Raw genomic sequence first — 22,691 nt, 5'->3', positions numbered from 1 at the left:
ATCATATAATTTGTAATTAATCAACGAACTATATACATAATTTATTTTTATCTATCAGGCAATATAGCTTGTTGGTAAATATATTGACTGTTGCTGCAATACTCACACTACAAGTGTCGTAGTTTCTAAATGCTGACTGATCATTCTTTCCTATAAGACTTGTACACTGATCCCAATGCTATGGTAGTTTTGTGCCAAAATCCCATAGGAGTCCCATATATTTTTAACTCCAACGCACTTAACCTAGACTTTTAAATAATCTCAGCTTTATCAAAAAAATGCAATAGATAGCAGGTAAGACTTATGCTTATCTATCTAACGGTGCATCTTTATATCCCACATTCCGCACCCTAACTGTCACATTGGTAAGGTGCATCAGACCGCAAAAATCTAGCAAATAAACAGATTGTTGATATCTGATGCACCCTACAATAGATTTTGGTGTGACACTTGCGTAAGTTATAAGAGTGAGTCATAACTTTAACAAAATATATTTAGAACTTACGCATTGACAAATGAGGGAAAATTCTTATACGGTAATCATTGGTTGAACTTATACGTAAGCATTTTAAATAACTAAAATAGACAAAATAGTTAAAAAACTCGCTATTATGGCTAATCATCAAAATAAATTTAATTGCTTTATTATTGGCGAGGGAACTTTACCGATTCAATGTGCTGAAATACTGATCAATCAAGGTCACGTAATTTACGGCATTATCTCCGCAGATGCATCGATAATTAACTGGGCTGAGGGGAAAAACATACCTTATATTAAGCCAACAGATCATCTCGGAGAATTTTTAAGCCAGCAGCCTTTTGATTACCTGTTCAGTATTGTCAATAGGTATGTTTTACCCCAGGAAATTCTAGAGTTACCACGCCAATTTGCGATCAACTATCATGATGCCCCCCTACCAAGATATGCAGGAGTCAATGCCACTTCCTGGGCGTTGATGAATCAGGAGAAGACTCATGGGGTGACGTGGCATATAATGGCCGCTATGGTTGATGCGGGCGATATCCTGAAGCAGGTAATTATCGATATTGCTGATGACGAGACAGCTTTGACTCTGAATGGGAAATGCTATGAATCTGCTATTAATGCATTTGCTCAACTAGTTGATGAGCTATCCTCTGGTACATTTGTAGCAACCAAAGTAAACCTGAATCAGCGCACCTATTTTTCCCGCTTCAAAAGGCTGAGGGCAGGCGGAATCATCTCATGGAAGCGTTGTGCTTATGAGTTAGACGCCCTGATTAGGGCTTTAGATTTTGGTTCTTATCCCAATCCATTAGGTCGGCCTAAATTGGCTATAGACAGCAATTTGTTTATAGTCTCTAAGCTTGAGGTTCAGGGTAACTTGTCCAACTACCCTCCGGGAACGATCACAAACATTGAACCTACTTATATCACAGTTTCTACAGCAAGTTATGATATTGCACTACGTCAGGTACTGGCTATTAATAGTCAAGCACTATCAATTTCATATCTGGTGGAGAAATTTGGCTTGCAGGTCGGGTATCAGTTTTGTGATCTTGAGCCTAATCAGGTCAAGCAGATTGAGAAGTTTGATCAGTCAATTGTTAAGCATGAAGCTTTTTGGGTAGAAAGGCTAGGAATCTTAGAGTCCATCACTATTCCTGAGGCAAAGCAGACAGCATCATTACACCTGAAAGAACCACAGTATGCCAGAGCCAGGATGTTTGTACCCGATGAGGCAATTACCTTGTGGTTACAACGCCATCCCCAATGGCACCGAAGTGATTTTCTCGCAGCTGCTTTTATTACTTATCTGGCTCGAATTGGTGGCAGCGGATGTTTTGATATCGGATTTAAAGATATTGAATTACAACGACAGTTGGTCGGACTCGAAAGCTTGTTTGCGTCAGTTGTTCCTTATCGGGTAAATATAGATTACGAGCAAAGTTTTGCGGCTTTAAAAAAACAGTTCGAATTTACCCAACTTCCCCTAACTTATGTCCGGGATGTGGTGACTAGGTATCCATCTCTTCGTTCGTTGTCCGATCATCGGGGTAGTGAGCAGTTTTTCCCAGTGGTTGTAGAGCGTGTGGAAAAACTAGAGGACTACCAAAGTCCGTTGGGAAGTGATCTAACTTTCATAATTTCCTCAGATGGGAAGAAATGTTGTTGGTTCTATAACACCGATGTATTGAATGATGACAGTATTGCCAGAATGCAAGAGCAGTTTACTGTTTTTCTGCAAGGTATTCTCACCGAACCTGACCAGTGTATTGCTTACCTGCCTTTGTTATCTGAGCAGCAGCGGCGGGAAATTTTGCTGGAGTGGAATGATACTCAGGTTGATGATCCCCAGGATAAATGTATCCATCAGTTATTTGAGTCGCAGGTTGATCTGACCCCGGATGCAGTGGCGGTGGTGTTTGAAAATCAACAACTTACATATCATGAATTAAATTGTCGAGCTAATCAGTTGGCGCATTACTTGCAGTCTTTGGGTGTGGGAACAGATGTGCTGGTGGGTATTTGTGTAGAGCGTTCTTTAGAAATGGTGGTGGGATTACTGGGTATTCTCAAGGCGGGTGGGGCTTACGTGCCGCTTGACCCTGAGTATCCAACTGAGCGTTTGACTTTTATGTTGGCAGATGCTCAAGTTTCAGTCTTATTAACCCAACAGCATTTAGTCGAGAAATTACCTGAAAACCAAGAGCCTGTCGTCTGCTTAGATACCGACTGGCTGGTGATCTGTGAATCTAGTCAGGAGAGTCCAATCACTGAGGTACAACCTGGTAACTTAGCTTATGTGATTTATACCTCCGGTTCTACTGGCACACCCAAGGGGGTAATGCTCTCTCACAGTAACCTTTGCAACCATATGTCCTGGATGCAAGCAACATTCCCCCTGACGGAAAAAGACAAAGTATTGCAAAAAACTCCCTTTGGCTTTGATGCGTCAGTTTGGGAATTCTACGCTCCATTATTAGCCGGTGGACAGTTGTTAATAGCTAAACCAGGAGGTCATACTGATAGTGCTTATCTGTTAAGGTTAATTGCCCAACAGCAGGTAACGATTGTTCAACTTGTCCCATCTTTGTTACAAATGCTTTTAGAGCAGGGAGGAATCGAAACTTGTCACTCCCTCAAACACGTCTTCTGTGGAGGTGAAGTCTTACCAGTTGCTCTACTTGAAGGCTTGTTAAGCAAGCTAGATGTGAACTTACACAATCTTTACGGACCGACGGAAACTTGTATCGATGCAACTTTCTGCAATTGTCAGCGAGAGATATATGCACAAATTGTCCCCATTGGTCGCCCAATTTCCAATACCCAAATTTATATCCTTGACCAAAATTTACAAGCATTACCCGTTGGTGTACCAGGCGAATTGCATATAAGTGGAGCCGGATTAGCCAGAGGCTACCTCAATCGCCCCGAATTGACACAAGAGAAATTTATCGCCAATCCCTTTAGCACCTACCCTGGTTCCCGTCTCTACAAAACCGGGGACTTAGCCCGTTATTTGCCCAATGGCAATATAGAATACCTGGGACGCATTGATAATCAAGTAAAAATCCGTGGTTTCCGGATCGAATTAGCAGAAATTGAAGCGGTACTGAACCAAAGAGATGATGTACAGGTAGCTTGTGTGATCGCCCGTGAAGACGACCCTGGGAATAAACGGCTAGTAGGCTACATTGTGCCGTCTTCCCAGATGACTTGTACTGTTAGTGAATTACCGCAATTCCTCAAGACAAAACTGCCAGATTACATGGTTCCCAATATCTTTGTGATGCTGGATTCCCTCCCCTTAACCCCTAACGGTAAGATAAACCGTGGCGCTTTACCTGTTCCCGATTTACAGGGTCAAGGGACGGACAAATACGTAGCTCCACGCACCCCCACCGAAGAAATCCTGTCACTAATTTGGGCACAAGTCCTCAAACTAGAGCAAGTAGGTATTCATGATAACTTCTTTACCTTTGGCGGACACTCCCTACTAGCAACCCAATTGGTTTCTCGCATCCGCACTAGCTTCAAAGTAGAACTACCATTGCGTAGTTTATTTGCTGCACCGACAGTTGCTCAATTGTCGCCACATATTCAACGGTTGCAGCAACAAGAGTTAGAACTGACTTCCCCACCCATTTTACCAAGGGCCGAGAATGCAGAATTACCCTTGTCTTATGCCCAACAGCGGTTGTGGTTTTTAGACCAATTACAACCGAACAGTTCCTTATATAATATCCCCATAGCTTTGCGTCTAGTCGGAACTCTCAATCAAGCAGCCTTAGCACAAAGCTTAGAAGAAATTATTCATCGTCACGAAGCATTACGCACCAATTTCATTACAGTTGATGGTACACCAAGGCAAGTCATTCAAACAGCAACAAATTGGACAGTATCAGTTGTTAACTTCAGGCATTTATCCACCAGCGCACAAGAAATAGCTGCACAGCAATTGGCACAAAAACAAGCTATTCAATCCTTTGACTTGGCAAGTGAAGTATTAATCAGAGTAACATTAGTAGTGCTTTCTGAGACAGAACACCTGTTGAATGTGTGTATGCACCACATTGTCTCTGATGGCTGGTCAATGGGTGTGTTTGTCGCAGAACTGGCAGCATTATACAATGCTTATTCAATAGGTCTACCTTCTCTGCCAGACGCTACGCGAATACCTTTAACTCCACTGCCGATTCAGTACGCAGATTTTGCAATTTGGCAAAGAAACTGGTTAGTCGGAGATGTACTGCAAAGCCAACTGAATTACTGGCAACAACAACTAAAAGATGCCCCAGCCCTGTTAGTGCTGCCCACAGACCGACCCAGACCTGCTGTGCAAACCTTCGTAGGCGCATATCAAGATTTTGCTCTTTCTGTGGAATTAACTCAAGGGTTAATGCAACTGAGTCAGCAACAAGATTGTACTCTGTTTATGACGCTGTTGGCAGCGTTTGATACCCTACTTTATCGCTACACAGGAACAGAAGACATTTTGGTAGGGACTCCAATTGCTAACCGCGATCGCAGTGAAATAGAAGGGTTAATTGGCTTTTTTGTCAATACTTTAGTGATGCGGAGTAATTTATCGGAAAATCCCAGTTTTGCGGAATTACTCACTCGTGTTCGGTCTATGGCTTTATCCGCTTATGCTCATCAGAATTTGCCATTGGAAATGCTGGTGGAAGCATTGCAGCCAGAACGCGACCTTAGTCATACACCCCTATTTCAGGTGATGTTTGCCCTCCAGAATCCTTACCTGTCAGAAGTAGAGTTGAGTGGGTTAAGTATTAGTTCATTGCCAATAGAAGGTGCAACGGCAAAGTTTGATCTTACCTTAGCAATGGAGAACACAGGTAATGGATTGATTGGGGTGTGGGAGTACAATACTGACTTGTTTGATGCCAGCACTATTGAGCGCATGACTGGTCATTTTCTGACACTACTTTCGTCAATTGTGGCTAATCCTCTGGAACAGATTTCCCAATTACCTTTGTTAACAGAAGTTGAGCGACAGCAGTTATTAATTGAGTGGAATCATACTCAGGTAAATTATCCTGTTGATCAGTGTATTCATCAGTTATTTGAGTCGCAGGTAGAACGGACTCCAGATGCAGTGGCGGTGGTGTTTGAAGAGCAACAACTTACATATCATGAATTAAATTGTCGAGCTAATCAGTTGGCGCATTACTTGCAGTCTTTGGGTGTGGGAGCCGATGTGCTGGTGGGTATTTGTGTGGAGCGCTCTTGGGAGATGATTGTGGGATTACTGGGTATTCTCAAGGCGGGTGGGGCTTATGTGCCCCTTGACCCTGAGTATCCACCTGAACGGTTGAGTTTCATCCTCACAGACACTCAGGTGAAAGTGCTACTGACCCAACAGCAATTAGTCAACAAGCTACCAGCCCATACTGCACAGCTTGTCTGCTTAGATACCGACTTAGAAAAAATTACCCAAAACAGCAACTCCAACCCTGTAAATACTGCCACATCGCCTAATCTGGCATACGTCATCTACACTTCAGGTTCTACAGGTCAGCCTAAAGGTGTTTTAGTCAACCACCATCATGTAACTCGTCTGTTTGCCGCCACAAACTCTTGGTATAAATTTAATTCTCAAGATGTGTGGACAATGTTCCACTCCTATGCCTTCGACTTCTCTGTTTGGGAAATTTGGGGTGCATTGCTTTATGGTGGACGACTGGTAGTAGTGCCGTATTTATTGACGCGATCGCCTGAATCGTTCTATAAATTATTATCTCAAGAGCAGGTCACAATTCTCAATCAAACGCCTTCAGCTTTCCGCCAGTTAATTCAAGCAGAACAGTCAATCGGAATGAGCAATTTGAACCTCCGTCTCGTAATTTTTGGTGGAGAAGCTCTGGAACTCGAGAGTTTGCAACCCTGGTTTGAGCGCCACGGCGACCAGAAACCGCAGTTAGTGAATATGTACGGGATTACGGAAACTACTGTACACGTAACCTATCGTCCATTGAGCCTTGACGATTTAAATCGCACAGCTAGTGTTATTGGTCGCCCGATTCCCGACTTACAAGTGTATGTGCTAGACCAGCATTTACAACCAGTACCGATTGGAGTTCCAGGGGAGATGTACGTTGGTGGTGAGGGGGTGACTCGTGGCTATCTTCATCGTGACGAACTCACAGGACAACGGTTTATCTCCAACCCCTTCCAAAGAAGTAAGGGAGGAGAACGCCTTTATAGAACAGGAGACTTAGCCCGTTATTTGCCCAATGGCGAGTTAGAGTATTTAGGGCGAATTGACCAGCAAGTAAAGATTCGCGGCTTCCGCATTGAGTTGGGCGAAATTGAAGGATTACTGGCACAACATCCAGCCGTTTGGGAAAGTGTGGTGGTAGTCAGGGAGGATGAACCGAGCAACAAACGTCTGGTAGCTTACGTAGTACCGCAAGTGGCACAAGCTCCCACAACAGCAGAACTGCGTAGCTTCCTCAAGAAAAAGTTACCAGATTACATGATACCAAATGCAATAGTCATCTTGGAGTCTTTACCCCTCACGTCCAATGGCAAAATAGACCGTCGCTCCCTACCGGTTCCAGAATCACGCGCAGGAATAGAAGAGAGTTTAGTAGCACCCCGCACTCCCGTTGAAGAAAAATTGGCACAAATTTGGGCAAAAGTCCTGAGAGTAGAGCAAGTGGGGATTCATGACAACTTCTTTGAACTTGGCGGACACTCGCTACTAGCAACCCAATTGGTTTCACGCATCCGCACTAGCTTCAAAGTAGAACTACCGTTGCGTAGTTTATTTGCGGCACCGACAGTTGCCGAATTAGCACCATTGATTCAGCAGTTACAGCAACAAAACATAGAAATAAAAGTACCACCCATCTTACCAAGGAAAAAGAATGCAAAATCATAATGAAGAATTACCACTATCTTATGCTCAACAGCGTTTGTGGTTTTTAGACCAGTTACAGCCGAACAGTCCCTTATACAACATACCTTTAGCTTTGCGTCTAGTAGGAACTCTCAATCGAGCAGCCTTGGCACAAAGCTTAAAAGAAATTATTGATCGTCACGAAGCCTTACGCACCAATTTCATGACAATTGATGGACAACCAGCACAAATCATTCAAACAGAAATAAATTGGACAGTATCAGTTGTTGACTTGCAGCATTTATCTACACTTGTACTGAGCGAAGTCGAAGTAACCGAACAAGAAAGTGCTTCACAGCAATTGGCACAAAAACAAGCAATTCAACCCTTTGATTTAGCAAGTGAATCGTTAGTCAGAGCGACATTAGTCGTACTATCCGAGACAGAACACTTACTATTAGTGTGTATGCACCACATTGTCAGTGATGGCTGGTCTATGGGTGTGTTTGCTCATGAACTAGCGGCACTGTATAATGCTTATACTCAAGGTCAGCGAACACCGTTAGAGCCATTACCAATTCAATACGCAGATTTTGCAATTTGGCAAAGAGAGTTGTTGCAAGGGGATTTGCTGCAAAGCCAATTGAGTTACTGGCAACAACAACTAAAAGAGGCACCAGCGTTATTATCCCTACCCACAGACAGACCCAGACCTGCTGTGCAAACCTTCGTTGGCGCACATCAAAAGTTTGCACTTTCAGTTGAGTTAACTCAAAAGTTGACAAAACTGAGTCAGGAGCAGGAAGTAACACTATTCATGACATTGTTGGCAGCATTTGATACCCTACTTTACCGCTACACAGGACAATCAGACATTGTGGTAGGGGCTCCTATAGCCAACCGCAATTACGGTGAAATAGAAGCATTAATTGGCTTTTTTGTCAATACATTGGTGATGCGTACCAACTTGGAAGGGAATCCTCGATTTAGTGAATTACTGACTCGTGTTCGGTTAATGGCAATGGATGCATACTCTCATCAGGATTTACCTTTTGAAATGCTAGTTGAGGCATTGCAGCTAGAACGGGATCTCAGCTATACACCGCTGTTTCAGGTAGTGTTTGGCCTTCAGAATGCTCCTAACTCTCAAGTAGAGTTGACTGGATTAACTGTTAGTCCATTGGTAGTAGAAAGTGTAACTGCCAAGTGTGATCTTACCTTAGCAATGGAGAACACAGGTACTGGACTAATTGGTGTGTGGGAGTATAACACTGACTTGTTTGATACAGGCACTATTGAGCGGATGACTGGTCATTTTGTCACCTTACTTGAGGGAATTGTGGCGAATCCCCTTGAGCGAATTTCCCAATTACCTCTGCTGACAGAAGTTGAGCAGCAGCAGTTATTGGTAGAGTGGAATGATACACAAGTAGACTATCCCCAAGATAAGTGTATCCATCAGTTATTTGAGGAGCAGTGTTTGAGGACACCCGATGCTGTGGCGGTGGTGTTTGAGAATCAACAACTTACATATCACGAGTTGAATTGTCGCGCTAACCAGTTGGCACATTACTTGCGCTCTCATGGAGTGGGAGCAGATGTATTGGTGGGTATTTGTGTAGAGCGATCGCTAGAGATGATCGTGGGACTATTAGCCATTTTCAAGGCGGGCGGTGCTTATGTGCCACTTGACCCAGAGTATCCACAAAAGCGGATTCAGTTCATGCTAAAAGATTCTGGGACATCGGTGTTACTCACCCAAAGTTTCCTCCTAGACCAATTACCTATAGCTGAACAGCAAAATCCCTACCAAGTAATTTGTTTAGATCAGGAAAGTTTTAGTTCGGAGTTAACCGATAATCCCAATCCTCAAAGTACACCTAATAATTTAGCTTACGTCATCTACACCTCTGGTTCGACAGGACGACCTAAAGGTGTAATGATTGAACATCAGGCACTGGTAAATTTAAGCTTGGCTTGGTGCAAAACTTTTCAAGTTCAATCCCAAAGCCGTTTGCTTCAGTTTGGGTCTTTTAGCTTTGATCTATCTGTGGCTGAAATTGCTACTACCTTCGTCAGTGGTGCTTGCTTGTATCTTCCAAACATTGAAACCTTGTTACCAAGTCAAGTCTTGGTTGACTTTTTAGCTGATCACAAGATTTCCCATAGTTTTTTATCTCCTTCGGCGTTGTCTGTCTTACCTCAAGCGACCTTACCCGATTTGCAATATCTAAGCGTTGGTGGTGAAGCTTCCTCAGCAGAATTAGTAGAACGGTGGGGAACGGGACGGCGTTTTTTCAACGCCTACGGACCTACGGAGTCTACGGTTGCAGCGACGATAGCAATTTGTCAACCCAATGGAAGAAAACCGCCCATCGGTCGTCCAATCGCCAACGCGCAAATCTACATTTTAGACGAATATCTGCAACTAGTTCCCGTTGGTGTACCAGGAGAATTGCACATCGGTGGTGCGGGGTTAGCACGAGGCTACCTCAACCGACCTGAATTGACACAAGAGAAATTTATCCCCAATCCCTTTGACAATTCAAAATTTAAAATACCCTACAGAAACGCCAAAGACGTACAAAATTCAAAATTATATAAAACTGGGGACTTAGCCCGTTATCTACCAGATGGCAACATTGAATACCTGGGACGCATCGACAATCAGGTAAAAATTCGTGGCTTCCGCATTGAATTGGGAGAAATTGAAGCAGTACTAAGTCAACTAGGCGATGTCCAAGCATCTTGCGTCATTGTTCGCGAAGATATAACCGGGGATAAACGCCTAGTTGCTTACATCGTGCCACAAAAAGAGGTGACACCGACAGTTACTGAACTGCGACAATTCCTAAAAGCCAAGCTACCAGAATATATGGTACCTAATGCTTTCGTCATTTTAGAATCTCTGCCACTAACTCCCAATGGTAAAATCGACCACCGCGCTTTACCCACACCAGATTTACACAGCGAACTCAAACACAAATATGTAGCCCCGCGCACTCCAGTTGAGGAAATACTGGCACAAATTTGGGCGCAAGTGCTGAAAGTAGAGCAAGTGGGGATAGAAGATAACTTCTTTACCTCCGGAGGACACTCACTCCTAGCAACACAACTGGTTTCACACATCCGCAACATTTTCCAAGTGGAACTACCATTGCGGGAGTTATTTGCTGCACCGACAATAGCCGAATTGATGCCATTGATTCAGCATTTACAACAACAAGACTTAGAACTAACTTCCCCACCCATCTTACCAAGGGCAGAGAATGCAGAATTACTATTATCATTTGCTCAAAATCGGCTGTGGTTTTTAGACCAGTTCGAGCCGAACAGTGCCTTATACAACATACCCATAGCTTTACGTCTAGTCGGAACTCTCAATCAAGCAGCCTTAGAACAAAGCTTACAAGAAATTATTCATCGCCACGAAGCCTTACGCACCAATTTAATTACAGTTGATGGACAACCAAGACAAATCATTCAAACAGCAACAAATTGGACACTAGCAGTTGTTGACTTGAAGCATTTATCGACAACTGCACAAGAAATAGCTGCACAGCAATTAGTACAACAACAAGCTCTGCAACCCTTTGACCTAGAAAAACAGGCATTAGTGAGAGCGACATTAGTAGTGCTGTCTGTGACAGAGCATCTATTTTTAGTGTGTATGCACCATATTGTCTCTGATGGCTGGTCTATGGGGGTGTTTGTCCAAGAACTAGCGACCCTGTACAATGCTTATTCAATAGGTCAACCTGCCAATCTCGCACCACTGCCGATTCAGTACGCAGATTTCGCCTTATGGCAGAGACAGTGGTTAGCCGGGGATGTATTACAAAACCAATTGAATTATTGGCAACAACAACTAAAAGATGCACCAGCCCTATTATCACTCCCCACAGACCGACCCAGACCTGCGGTGCAAACCTTCGCCGGCGCATATCATGAGTTTGCACTCTCTGTTGAGTTAACTCAAAAACTGACAAAACTGAGTCAGGAACAAGGGGTGACGTTGTTCATGATGTTGTTGGCAGCCTTTGATACCCTACTTTATCGCTACACAGAACAATCAGATATTTTAGTGGGGACACCAATTGCTAACCGCAATCGCAGTGAAATAGAAGGGTTAATTGGCTTTTTTGTCAATACTTTAGTTTTACGGACTGATTTATCAGGTAATCCCAGTTTTGCGGAATTACTCACTCGTGTTCGGTTGATGGCGATGGATGCTTATGCTCATCAGGATTTACCCTTTGAAATGTTGGTGGAAGTATTGCAGCCAGAACGCGACCTCAGCCATGCACCACTGTTTCAGGTAGATTTTCTCCTCCAAAATGATCCCCTATCGACCGTAGAGTTGACTGGGTTAACTGTCAGTCCATTGCCAATAGAAAGCGCAACGGCAAAATTTGATCTTACATTAGGAATGCAGAACACAGGTAATGGACTAGTGGGAGTGTGGGAGTACAACACCGACTTGTTTGACCATAGCACCATCGAGCGCATGAAGGGTCATTTTGTCACAATGCTGGAAGCAATTGTAGCGAATCCCCAAGAGCGAATTGACCAATTGCCAATGCTAACAGCAGTTGAGCAACAGCAGTTATTTGTAGAATGGAACGATACTCAAGCCGATTATCCCCAAGATAAATGTATTCATCAGTTGTTTGAAGAGCAGGTTAAGTTTAGCCCAGATGCAGTAGCAGTAATATTTGAAAATCAACAATTAACTTATGGTGAGTTGAACACCCAAGCCAATCAATTAGCACACCACCTACAATCTTTAGGTGTCAGACCAGAGGTTTTGGTGGGGATTTATTTAGAGCGATCGCTATCCATCATCGTCACATTATTAGCCATCCTCAAAGCCGGTGGCGGTTATGTGCCCCTGGACCCTGATTATCCCCAGCAGCGTTTAGCTGACATATCTGAGGATTCACAATTCTCTGTGCTAATCACACAGCAAAAATTACTCAATTCTCTACCAGTACAAGGAGTAAAAATCATTGTCTTGGATACAGAATCTGAGATGCTGACGAATCAAAGTCAAGTAAATCCGGTCAGTGAGGTCAAACCAGAAAACTTAGCTTGTCTATTGTACACTTCTGGGTCTACCGGCAAACCCAAAGGCGTAATGCTGACTCACGCAGCTTTAGTTAACCATAGCAGTGCAATTAGTGAAGTATTTGGTTTAACTAGCGGCGATCGCGTGTTGCAATTTGCGTCCTTCAGCTTTGATGTAGCGGCGGAAGAAATATTCCCCACTTGGTACAAAGGCGCAACGGTGGTATTAAGACCCACACAAATGTTCCCTGACTTTGCCAGCTTGAGCCAATTTATTGCCCAAGAAAGTCTCAGCGTCTTAAATATTACTCCAGCCTATTGGCATGAATGGGCAGTAGCTGTATCTCAAGACAATGCAACTGTACCGCCAAGTCTGCGGTTAGTGGCGGTGGGTGGGGATGCAGTTCTCCTGGAAACAGTGACAATATGGCGACAAGTAGTAGGCGATCGCGTCAATTGTCTAAATGTCTACGGTCCAACCGAAGCATCTGTAACAGCCATAGTCCATGACCTACTCCATCCTCAATCAGAAACAGCCAACTCAGTGCTGATTGGTCGTCCCATTGCCAATACACAAGCCTACATCCTTGACCGTCATCTGCAACCCGTACCAGTGGGAGTCAAAGGTGAACTGCACCTGTGTGGTGTTCGTTTAGCAAGAGGTTATCTCAACCGCCCAGAACTGACGGAGGAAAAATTTATTCCCAACCCCTTCAGTGGCAGCAGAGGGGCAGAAATTCTAGCTAATTCCCAGTCCCCAGTCCCCAGTTCCCGACTTTATAAAACCGGGGACTTAGCCCGCTATTTGCCAGATGGTAACATTGAGTGCTTTGGACGCATCGACAATCAAGTAAAAATTCGGGGATTCCGCATCGAGTTGGGAGAAATTGAAGCGGTACTAAACCAATATATTGATGTGCAGACATCTTGTGTGATCATCCGCGAAGATACCCCAGGGGATAAATATTTAGTTGCCTACGTAGTACCATATCCCGAAAAAATACCCACAATTAGCGAACTGCGTCAATTCCTCTCTAGGAATCTGCCTCTTTACATGGTGCCCCAGGCTTTCGTATTTCTGGACTTTCTCCCACTAACACCAAACCGCAAAGTAGACCGTCGCGCCCTACCAGCACCAGATTTATCCAGCAACAGAACAGACAAATATGTTCCCCCACGCACCCCCACCGAAGAAATGCTGGCACAGATTTGGGCGCAAGTGTTGAAAGTGGAGCAAGTCGGCATTCATGATAACTTCTTTGAACTTGGGGGACACTCCCTACTGGCAACGCAATTGGTATCCCGCATCCGTTCCCACTTCCAAGTAGAACTACCATTGCGAAGCCTGTTTGCAGCAGCAACAGTTGCCCAATTAGCTGATCTGATTGGGCAGTCACAGCGACAAAACTTAGAAATAACAGTACCACCAATTTTACCAAGGGCAGAGAATGCAGAATTATCATTGTCTTATGCCCAACAACGGTTATGGTTTTTAGACCAGTTACAGCCCAACAGTTCCTTATACAACATACCCTTAGCTTTGCGTCTAGCAGGATTTCTCGAAGTTGCAGCCCTAGAACAAAGCTTAGAAGAAATTATTTATCGCCATGAAGCGTTACGCACCAACTTCATCACCATTGATGGAAAACCCACTCAAATCATTCAAACAGTCAGGAATTGGCAACTATCAGTAATTGAATTGCAACATCTGCCAAGATTGGAGCAAGAAACATCTGCACAGGAATTGGCAATTACACAGGCTATTCAACCCTTTGACTTGGCCAGCGGTTCCCTACTGAGAGCAACATTAGTCGTACTGTCCGAGACAGAACACATATTGTTAATTTGTATGCACCACATTGTCAGTGATGAATGGTCTATGGGGGTGTTTATTCAGGAACTGGCAACATCTTATAATGCTTATGCTCAAGGTCAGTCTGCCAATACCGCACCACTACCGATTCAGTACGCCGATTTTGCAATTTGGCAAAGACAGTGGTTAGTCGGGGAGGTACTACAAAGCCAATTGAGTTACTGGAAACAACAACTAAAAGATGCACCAGCTTTATTGTCCCTTCCCACCGACAGGCCCAGACCTGCTGTGCAAAAATTCCTGGGCGCGTATCAAGAGTTTGCACTTTCTCTGGAATTAACTCAAGGCTTAATGCAACTGAGTCAGCAACAAGGGGTAACTTTGTTCATGACGCTGTTGGCAGGGTTTGATACATTACTTTACCGCTATACCGGACAATCAGATATTTTGGTGGGGACACCAATTGCTAACCGCAATCACAGCGAAATAGAAGGGTTAATTGGCTTTTTTGTGAATACTTTAGTGATGCGGACTGATTTATCGGCAGATCCTAGTTTCTCATCATTACTGGGGCGTGTTCGGGAAATGGCGCTGTCCGCCTACGCTCATCAGGATTTGCCGTTTGAAATGCTGGTGGAAGCATTACAGCCCCAAAGAAACCTCAGCCATACACCCCTGTTCCAGGTGGCATTTGTGTTCCAGAATGCGCCTAACTCTCAAGTAGAACTGACTGGGTTAACTGTTAGTCCACTGGTTGTAGAAAGCACAACTGCCAAGTTTGATCTTACCTTAGCAATGGAGAACACAGGGACTGGACTGGTGGGAGTGTGGGAATATAACACTGATTTGTTTGATAGCAGCACCATCGAGCGGATGGCGAGTCATTTTGTGACACTACTTGAGGGAATTGTAGCGAATCCCTTTGAGCGAATTTCCCAATTACCTCTGTTGACAGCAGTTGAGCAGCAGCAGTTATTAATTGAGTGGAATGATACACAAGTAGACTATCCCCAAGATAAGTGTATCCATCAGTTATTTGAGGAGCAGTGTTTGAGGACACCCGATGCTGTGGCTGTGGTGTTTGAGAATCAACAACTTACATATCACGAGTTGAATTGTCGAGCTAATCAGTTAGCGCATTACTTGCAGTCTTTGGGTGTGGGTGCGGATGTACTGGTAGGGTTGTGTGTAGAGCGATCGCTAGAAATGATCGTGGGACTACTTGCAATTCTCAAAGCCGGGGGCGCTTATGTGCCACTTGACCCAGATTATCCCCAAGAGCGTTTGAACTTGATCTTAGAAGATGCTCAAGTTTCAGTCTTATTGATTCAACAACATCTAGTTGAGAAATTACAACAGCATCAGGCGCATATCGTCTGCTTAGATAGCGATGGGGAAAAAATTGCTCAAAACAGCAACTCAAATCCTCTCAATATCGCCACACCAAGTAACCTAGCTTATGTCATCTACACTTCGGGTTCTACAGGTAAGCCCAAGGGCGTTTTAGTCAACCACTCTCATGTAGTGCGTCTGTTTGCAGCCACAGACTCTTGGTATAACTTTAACTCTCAAGATGTGTGGACAATGTTCCACTCTTATGCATTTGATTTCTCTGTCTGGGAAGTTTGGGGTGCATTGCTATATGGTGGACGACTGGTAGTAGTGGGATATTTAGTAACGCGATCGCCCAAATCCTTCTATGAATTACTATGTCAAGAGAAAGTTACAATTCTCAATCAAACACCATCAGCTTTCCGTCAGTTGATTCCAGCAGAACAGTCAATTGCAACTGTTGGAGATTTGAACTTGCGCCTGGTAATTTTCGGAGGAGAGACTTTAGAACTCAATAGTTTGCAGCCTTGGTTTGACCGACACGGCGACCAGTCGCCCCAGTTAGTGAATATGTACGGGATTACAGAAACCACTGTACATGTAACTTATCGTCCATTGAGCAAAGCCGATTTGCATGGTAAAGCAAGTGTAATTGGTCGTCCGATTGGGGACTTACAGGTGTATGTGCTGGATGAACATTTACAGCCAGTGCCGATTGGGGTTGCGGGTGAGATGTACGTTGGTGGTGCTGGGGTGACTCGTGGCTATCTCAATCGCGCCGAACTGACAGCACAACGGTTTATCTCTAATCCCTTTAATGGCAACTCCGAGCAGCTACTATATAAATCCGGTGACTTAGCTCGTTATCTGCCGAATGGCGAATTGGAGTATTTAGGGCGAATTGACAATCAAGTAAAAATTCGTGGCTTCCGCATTGAGTTGGGCGAAATTGAAGCTGCGCTGTCCCAGCTAAGAGAAGTACGGGAAGTAGTGGTCGTAGCACGGTCAGACCAACCGGATAACAAACGCCTGGTAGCTTATGTTGTACCGCAACAGAAAAACCTCGAATCATCAAAGAAACCAGAAAAATTATCAACAGACAAAGTAGAGCTATGGCCATCTATAGCTGAATACTATGTCTATGACGACTTGCTGTATTACGCTATGACCAATGACCATCGACGTAACGATAGTTATAAAGTCGCTATTAATCAATTGGTCAAAGATAAAATAGTCGTTGAAATTGGCACAGGTAAAGATGCAATCTTATCCAGATTTTGTGTCCAAGGGGGTGCCAATAAAATTTATGCAATTGAAAGAAATGAGGAAACCTGCCGCCAAGCAAGAGCTTGTATTGAAAAGTTAGGTTTAGCAGACAAAATCACAGTCATTCATGGAGATGCAACTTTAGTTGATATCCCAGAACTCGCTGATGTCTGCGTTTCCGAAATCGTGGGAGCAATTGGTGGCTCTGAAGGAGCAGCAGTAATTATTAATAACGCGAGAAGATTTCTCAAGCCTGATGGTTTGATGATTCCTGAAAGAAGCATTACTAAGATGGCGGCTGTCACTCTCCCAGATGAAATATTACACAATCCTAAATTTGCTGAAATTCCGGCATATTACACCAAAAAAATCTTTGAGGAAGTCGGATATCCATTTGACTTAAGGGTATGTATTAAGAAATTTTCCCAAGCAAATGTTCTATCCACTGTGGATGTTTTGGAAGACTTGAACTTCAATGAATATATTAGCCCAGAATTTTCCCATGAAGTTCAATTGGAAATTCACAAAAATGGGCGAATGAATGGATTTTTGGTATGGCTGAATTTGCATACTATTGCCGGAGAAGAAATAGATATTCTCGAACATGAATATTGCTGGCTTCCTGTTTATTTACCATTATTTGAACCGGGGATTGAGGTTGAGTACGGTGATGTCATTCAAGCAGTTTGTTCCAGGACACTTTGCGAAAATAATCTCAACCCAGATTATGCAATTAAAGGTCGTCTGCTGAAAAAGAATGGAGAAAATATTAACTTTGAATATGTCTCCTATCACTATAAAAATAATTTCCGGCAAACACGTTTCTATCAACGATTATTTGCTGATTATGGCAATGTAAAAAATAATTACCCCGATAATTTAGCTCGATATTTGAGAGCTAATCTTAAGAAACTCTTGCCCGACTACATGATACCCTCCAGCTTTGTGGTGCTAGAGAACTTGCCCTTAACACCAAACGGCAAGATAGACCACCTTGCCCTGCCAAAACCAGAGCTAACTGTTCTAAGTGAAGCTGATTATGTCATGCCAAATACAGAAGCAGAAAAAATCATTGCTGCTATTTGGCAAAAAATACTACAAATAGAAAAGGTGGGTCTTGAGGATAATTTCTTTGAACTTGGAGGACATTCTCTACTAGCAACTCAGGTAATCTCTCGCTTGCAGGAAGCTTTTGGAATTTCGTTGCCGTTACGCTATATCTTTGAATCACCGACAGTTGCCCAGTTAAGTGAGGTGATATTAAGTCAGCTAGAAACTGGTTCAGGTTTGACGGTGCCAGCCATCGCACCTGTTGACCGAGACAGAGACATACCTCTATCGTGGGCGCAGGAACGCCTGTGGTTTGTAAATCAGTTGGAAGGTGAAAGTAGTGCTTACACAATAGATTTCACCATGCGGCTGGTGGGGAATCTCAATGTCAAAGCTTTAGAGCAAGCTTTTGCGGCGATCGGGCAACGTCATGAACCGCTGCGGACTCAGTTTAAGATTAAGGATAATAAGCCGGTGCAGGCGATCGCACCCAGTATGACCATCACCCTACCAGTGGTGGATTTACAAAATCTCCAAGACCCCACCAAACAAGTAGAGGAACTGGCGACAGCAGAAGCCTGTAAACCCTTCGATTTGGCTAATGGTTCAGTGCTGCGAGTCAAGCTTTGGCAAGTTGCGCCCGACGAGTATGTATTGCTACTAGCGATTCACCATATTGCAGCTGATGGTTGGTCAATGGGCATTTTGATCGATGAACTCTCAGCCTATTACCGCAGCTTTTCAACGGGTAGTTCTGTTGAATTACCAGAATTATCCATACAGTATGCCGACTTCGCTGTCTGGCAGCGTCAGTGGCTGACAAATCAAGTATTAGAGTGTCAATTAAGCTACTGGAAGCAACAGTTAACAGGTGCGCCACCTCTATTAGAATTACCCACAGACCGCCCCCGCCCAGCTATACAAACTTTCCGAGGCGGTACAGAGCAACTGCAACTAGATAGCCAGCTAACCCAGCAGCTGAAAAAGCTCTCTCAAAAGTCTGGAAGCACTCTGTTTATGACACTGTTGGCGGGTTTTGTAGTGTTACTGTCTCGTTACAGTGGACAAACAGATTTGGTGGTTGGCTCACCGATCGCTAATCGCAATCGCCAAGAAATCGAACCATTAATTGGCTTTTTTGTCAATACATTGGCGCTAAGATTCGATCTTTCCCCAGAACCGAGCTTTGAAGCCTTACTAGCGCAGGTGCGAAAAGTTACTCAAAACGCCTACGAGCATCAGGATTTACCCTTTGAAATGTTAGTGGAAGAGTTGCAACTGGAGCGGAACTTGGATCGCAATCCCTTGACGCAGGTGGTATTTGCCCTCCAGAATGCGCCAACTGCGCCTTGGGATTTTCCTGGTGTCAGGGTCCAGGATATGCCTTCAGGACTGGACTCGGTTCGAGTTGACCTAGAACTTTACTTGTGGGACGTACCAGAAGGTCTGGGAGGCTTTTGCTCGTATAACAGGGATTTGTTTGATGGGACAACTATTGCCCGGATGATGCAAAATTTTGTAACTTTATTAGGGGCAATTGTTGACAATTCCCAACAATCGGTGGCTTTACTACCCTTGCTAACAGAGGGCGATCGCCATCAACTATTAAAGGAATGGAATGATACCCAAACCGATGATCCCTACCACAAGTGTATTCATCAATTAGTAGAAGAAAAGGCAGAACAGACTCCCGATGCAATCGCAGTAGTCTGTGGAAATCAACAACTGACCTATGCACAGTTGAACAATCGCGCTAATCAGTTAGCTCATTACCTGCGGTCTTTGGGGCTAGAAACCGAGCAGTTGGTGGGGATTTGTGTAGAGCGATCGCCCTTAATGCTCGTGGGAATTTTAGGAATTCTCAAAGCAGGCGGTGCTTACGTGCCGCTTGACCCTGAGTATCCCCAAGAACGTCTGAGCTTGATGTTAGAGGACAGTCAAGTTTCGTTACTGCTGACCCAATGGACACTCATTGAAAAATTACCCCAACATCCAGCCAAACCTGTATTTTTAGATGAAATTTGGCAACAAATTGCCCAAAACAGCCAAGAAAATCTCACGGGAATCGTCACTGCTGCTAACTTAGCCAATGTAATTTATACTTCTGGGTCTACAGGTAAACCGAAAGGGGTAATGGTTGAGCATCAAGGATTGTGCAACCTAGCTCAAGCTCAGATTCAGGCTTTTGGTTTGCATTCTGATAGTCGAATTCTCCAGTTTGCTTCCTTGAGTTTTGATGCTTGTATATCAGAAATTTTGATGTCCTTGGGATCGGGAGGGACACTTTATCTAGGAAGCAAAGATTCTCTAATGCCCGGTACGCCCTTAATTGAGCGATTACGAGATTATGCCATTACCCATATCACCCTACCACCATCGGCATTAGCTGTTCTGCATAAAGTCGAACTGACTACCCTGCAAACCATAATTGTCGCGGGAGAAGCCTGTGCGGTTGAACTTATCAAACAATGGTCAGCGGGGCGCAATTTCTTTAATGCTTATGGACCGACAGAAGGAAGCGTCTGTGCAACTCTGGCAAAATGCACCCCTTTCGACCCAAAAGTTACCATTGGTCGTCCCATTGCCAACGTCCAAGTTTACATTTTAGACTCCCAGTTACAGCCTGTACCGATTGGTGTACCAGGAGAATTACATATTGCTGGCGTTGGGGTAGCCAGAGGCTATCTCAACCGACCAGAATTAACCCAAGAGAAATTTATCTCCAATCCCTTTGGCCCATCAAAATTGTATAAAACCGGGGATTTAGGTCGTTATTTAGCGGATGGGACGATTGAATACCTGGGACGCATCGACAATCAAGTGAAGATTCGGGGTTTTCGCATAGAACTGGGTGAAATTGAAGCAGTTGCAAGCCAACACCCCTTAGTACAGGAAAGTGTCGTCATAGCAAGAGAAGACATCCCTGGTGATAAACGTCTGGTGGCTTATTTAGTTCCGGCTCTCCAGGGTCAAGTTTTACCAGAACAGTTGGCGCAATGGCAAGGCGAGTATGTTAGTGATTGGCAAAAACTCTATGAACAATCCTATAGCCAACAGCAAACCCCAACAGATGACCCCACCTTCAATATTAGTGGTTGGAACAGTAGTTATACTGGCAAAGCCATTCCCGATTCAGAAATGCGGGAGTGGGTTGAGAGTACGGTGAGCCGAATTTTGCTAGGGAAACCGCAGCGAGTGTTAGAAATTGGTTGCGGTAGTGGGTTATTGCTATTTCGCGTTGCTCCCCATTGTCAAGAATATTGGGGAGCGGATTATTCCTCAGCAACTATTCGCAATCTGGAGCGATTATGTGGGGAGATCCAGGGTCTAGAAAATGTCCGCCTGCTACACAAAACAGCAGATAACTTTGAAGGTATCCCCCAAGGAGCCTTTGATACGGTGGTTGTGAACTCAGTAGTACAGTATTTTCCCAGTGTGGACTATCTGTTACAGGTTTTAGAAGGGGCAATGACAGCGATCGCCTCTCAAGGTAAGATATTCGTGGGGGATGTCCGTAGTTTACCCTTGCTCTTGCCATACCATGCCGCCGTACAGTTAGCCCGCGCCGAGTCTGACAAAACCGTTGAACAATGGCAACAGCAGGTACATCAGACTGTGGCTGCCGAAGAAGAACTACTCATTGATCCCAGATTTTTCATTGCTCTACAACAACGTTTTCCCCAGATTACTTGGGTAGAGATTCAACCTAAGCGCGGTCATGCTCAAAATGAGTTAACCCAATTCCGCTATGATGTCACTCTGCATCTAAGTACTAATGTGGAGAAAAGGGCAGTTCCTTGGTTAAATTGGCAACTTGACCAACTTTCGTGGACACAATTACAAGATCAGCTCAAGTTGGTTCAGCCAGAATGGTTAGGAATCAGAGATGTACCTAATCAACGGCTACAACAGGCGCGGCAGGTTTTAGGCTGGTGGGAAAATCCTCCTGCCGCCTCTACGGTGGGAGAACTGCGACAACGGTTAGCCGCACAGCCAATGGTGGGGATCAATCCTGAGCAAATTTGGCAGATAGGAGAGGAGTTAGGCTACACAGTCCACCTCAGTTGGTGGGAAAGTAGTCAGGATGGTTGTTTTGATGTGGTATTGAGCCGTAACAGTTCAACGCCAGTTTCTGATATACAATCATACCCAAGTTTTTGGGAGCATGAGACAATTACAACTAAACCCTGGACTGACTATACGAACAATCCCCTCTATGGTAAGTTAGTCCAGAAGCTTGTGCCGCAAGTGCGGGAATTTATCCAACAAAAGCTACCCAATTACATGATTCCTCAAGCTTTTGTCCTGCTAAATGCTTTACCCTTAACTCCCAATGGTAAAGTAGATCGTCGCGCATTACCTACACCTGATACAGCTTCCAGAAATCTGGGAACGGGTTTTGTCTCACCTCGCACTCCTATTGAAGCTCAAATGGCACAAATCTGGAGTGAAGTTTTGGGATTGGAACGCATTGGGGTTAAGGATAATTTCTTTGAACTAGGCGGACATTCTCTATTAGCCACTCAGGTGATCTCTCGTTCCCGCGATATTTTCTCGGTGGAATTGTCCTTACAAAATTTGCTGGAGTATCCAACTATCGTCAATTTAGCCCAAATGATTGAGGTACTTGGGGTTAGTCAAATATCTATTACCGAAACCCCAGAAGATTACGAAGAGGGAGAATTATAGAAAAATTTCCCCGCTTTCAAAGTAGGTAGCTCATCACTTTGTTGCGAAAATCAAAGCCCAAAAAGCTGATAATTTCGTAGGGTGGGCACTCAGGGGGAACGGTAGAGGGCAATACGGCTCAGATAGGG

At 44.2% G+C, this 22,691-nt stretch carries 2 protein-coding genes; both read left to right on the top strand.

Annotated elements, in window-relative coordinates; all coding sequences use genetic code 11:
* The first annotated feature begins 611 nt into the window (after window positions 1-611).
* Window positions 612-7,388, top strand: a complete 6,777-nt coding sequence (locus tag ANA_RS23490) for a non-ribosomal peptide synthetase (protein WP_015079727.1) — start codon at window positions 612-614, stop codon at window positions 7,386-7,388.
* Window positions 7,375-22,563 (top strand): non-ribosomal peptide synthetase, encoded by a 15,189-nt coding sequence (locus ANA_RS08830; protein ID WP_015079726.1) that lies wholly within the window; start codon window positions 7,375-7,377, stop codon window positions 22,561-22,563. The genes ANA_RS23490 and ANA_RS08830 overlap by 14 nt, the downstream gene beginning before the upstream one ends.
* Window positions 22,564-22,691: the final 128 nt, after the last annotated feature.

Origin of the sequence: Anabaena sp. 90 (assembly GCF_000312705.1) — a bacterium.
Lineage (GTDB): Bacteria > Cyanobacteriota > Cyanobacteriia > Cyanobacteriales > Nostocaceae > Dolichospermum > Dolichospermum lemmermannii.
The sequence above is the reverse complement of the archived record's forward strand: the minus strand, read 5'-3'. Positions and strand labels throughout refer to the sequence as shown.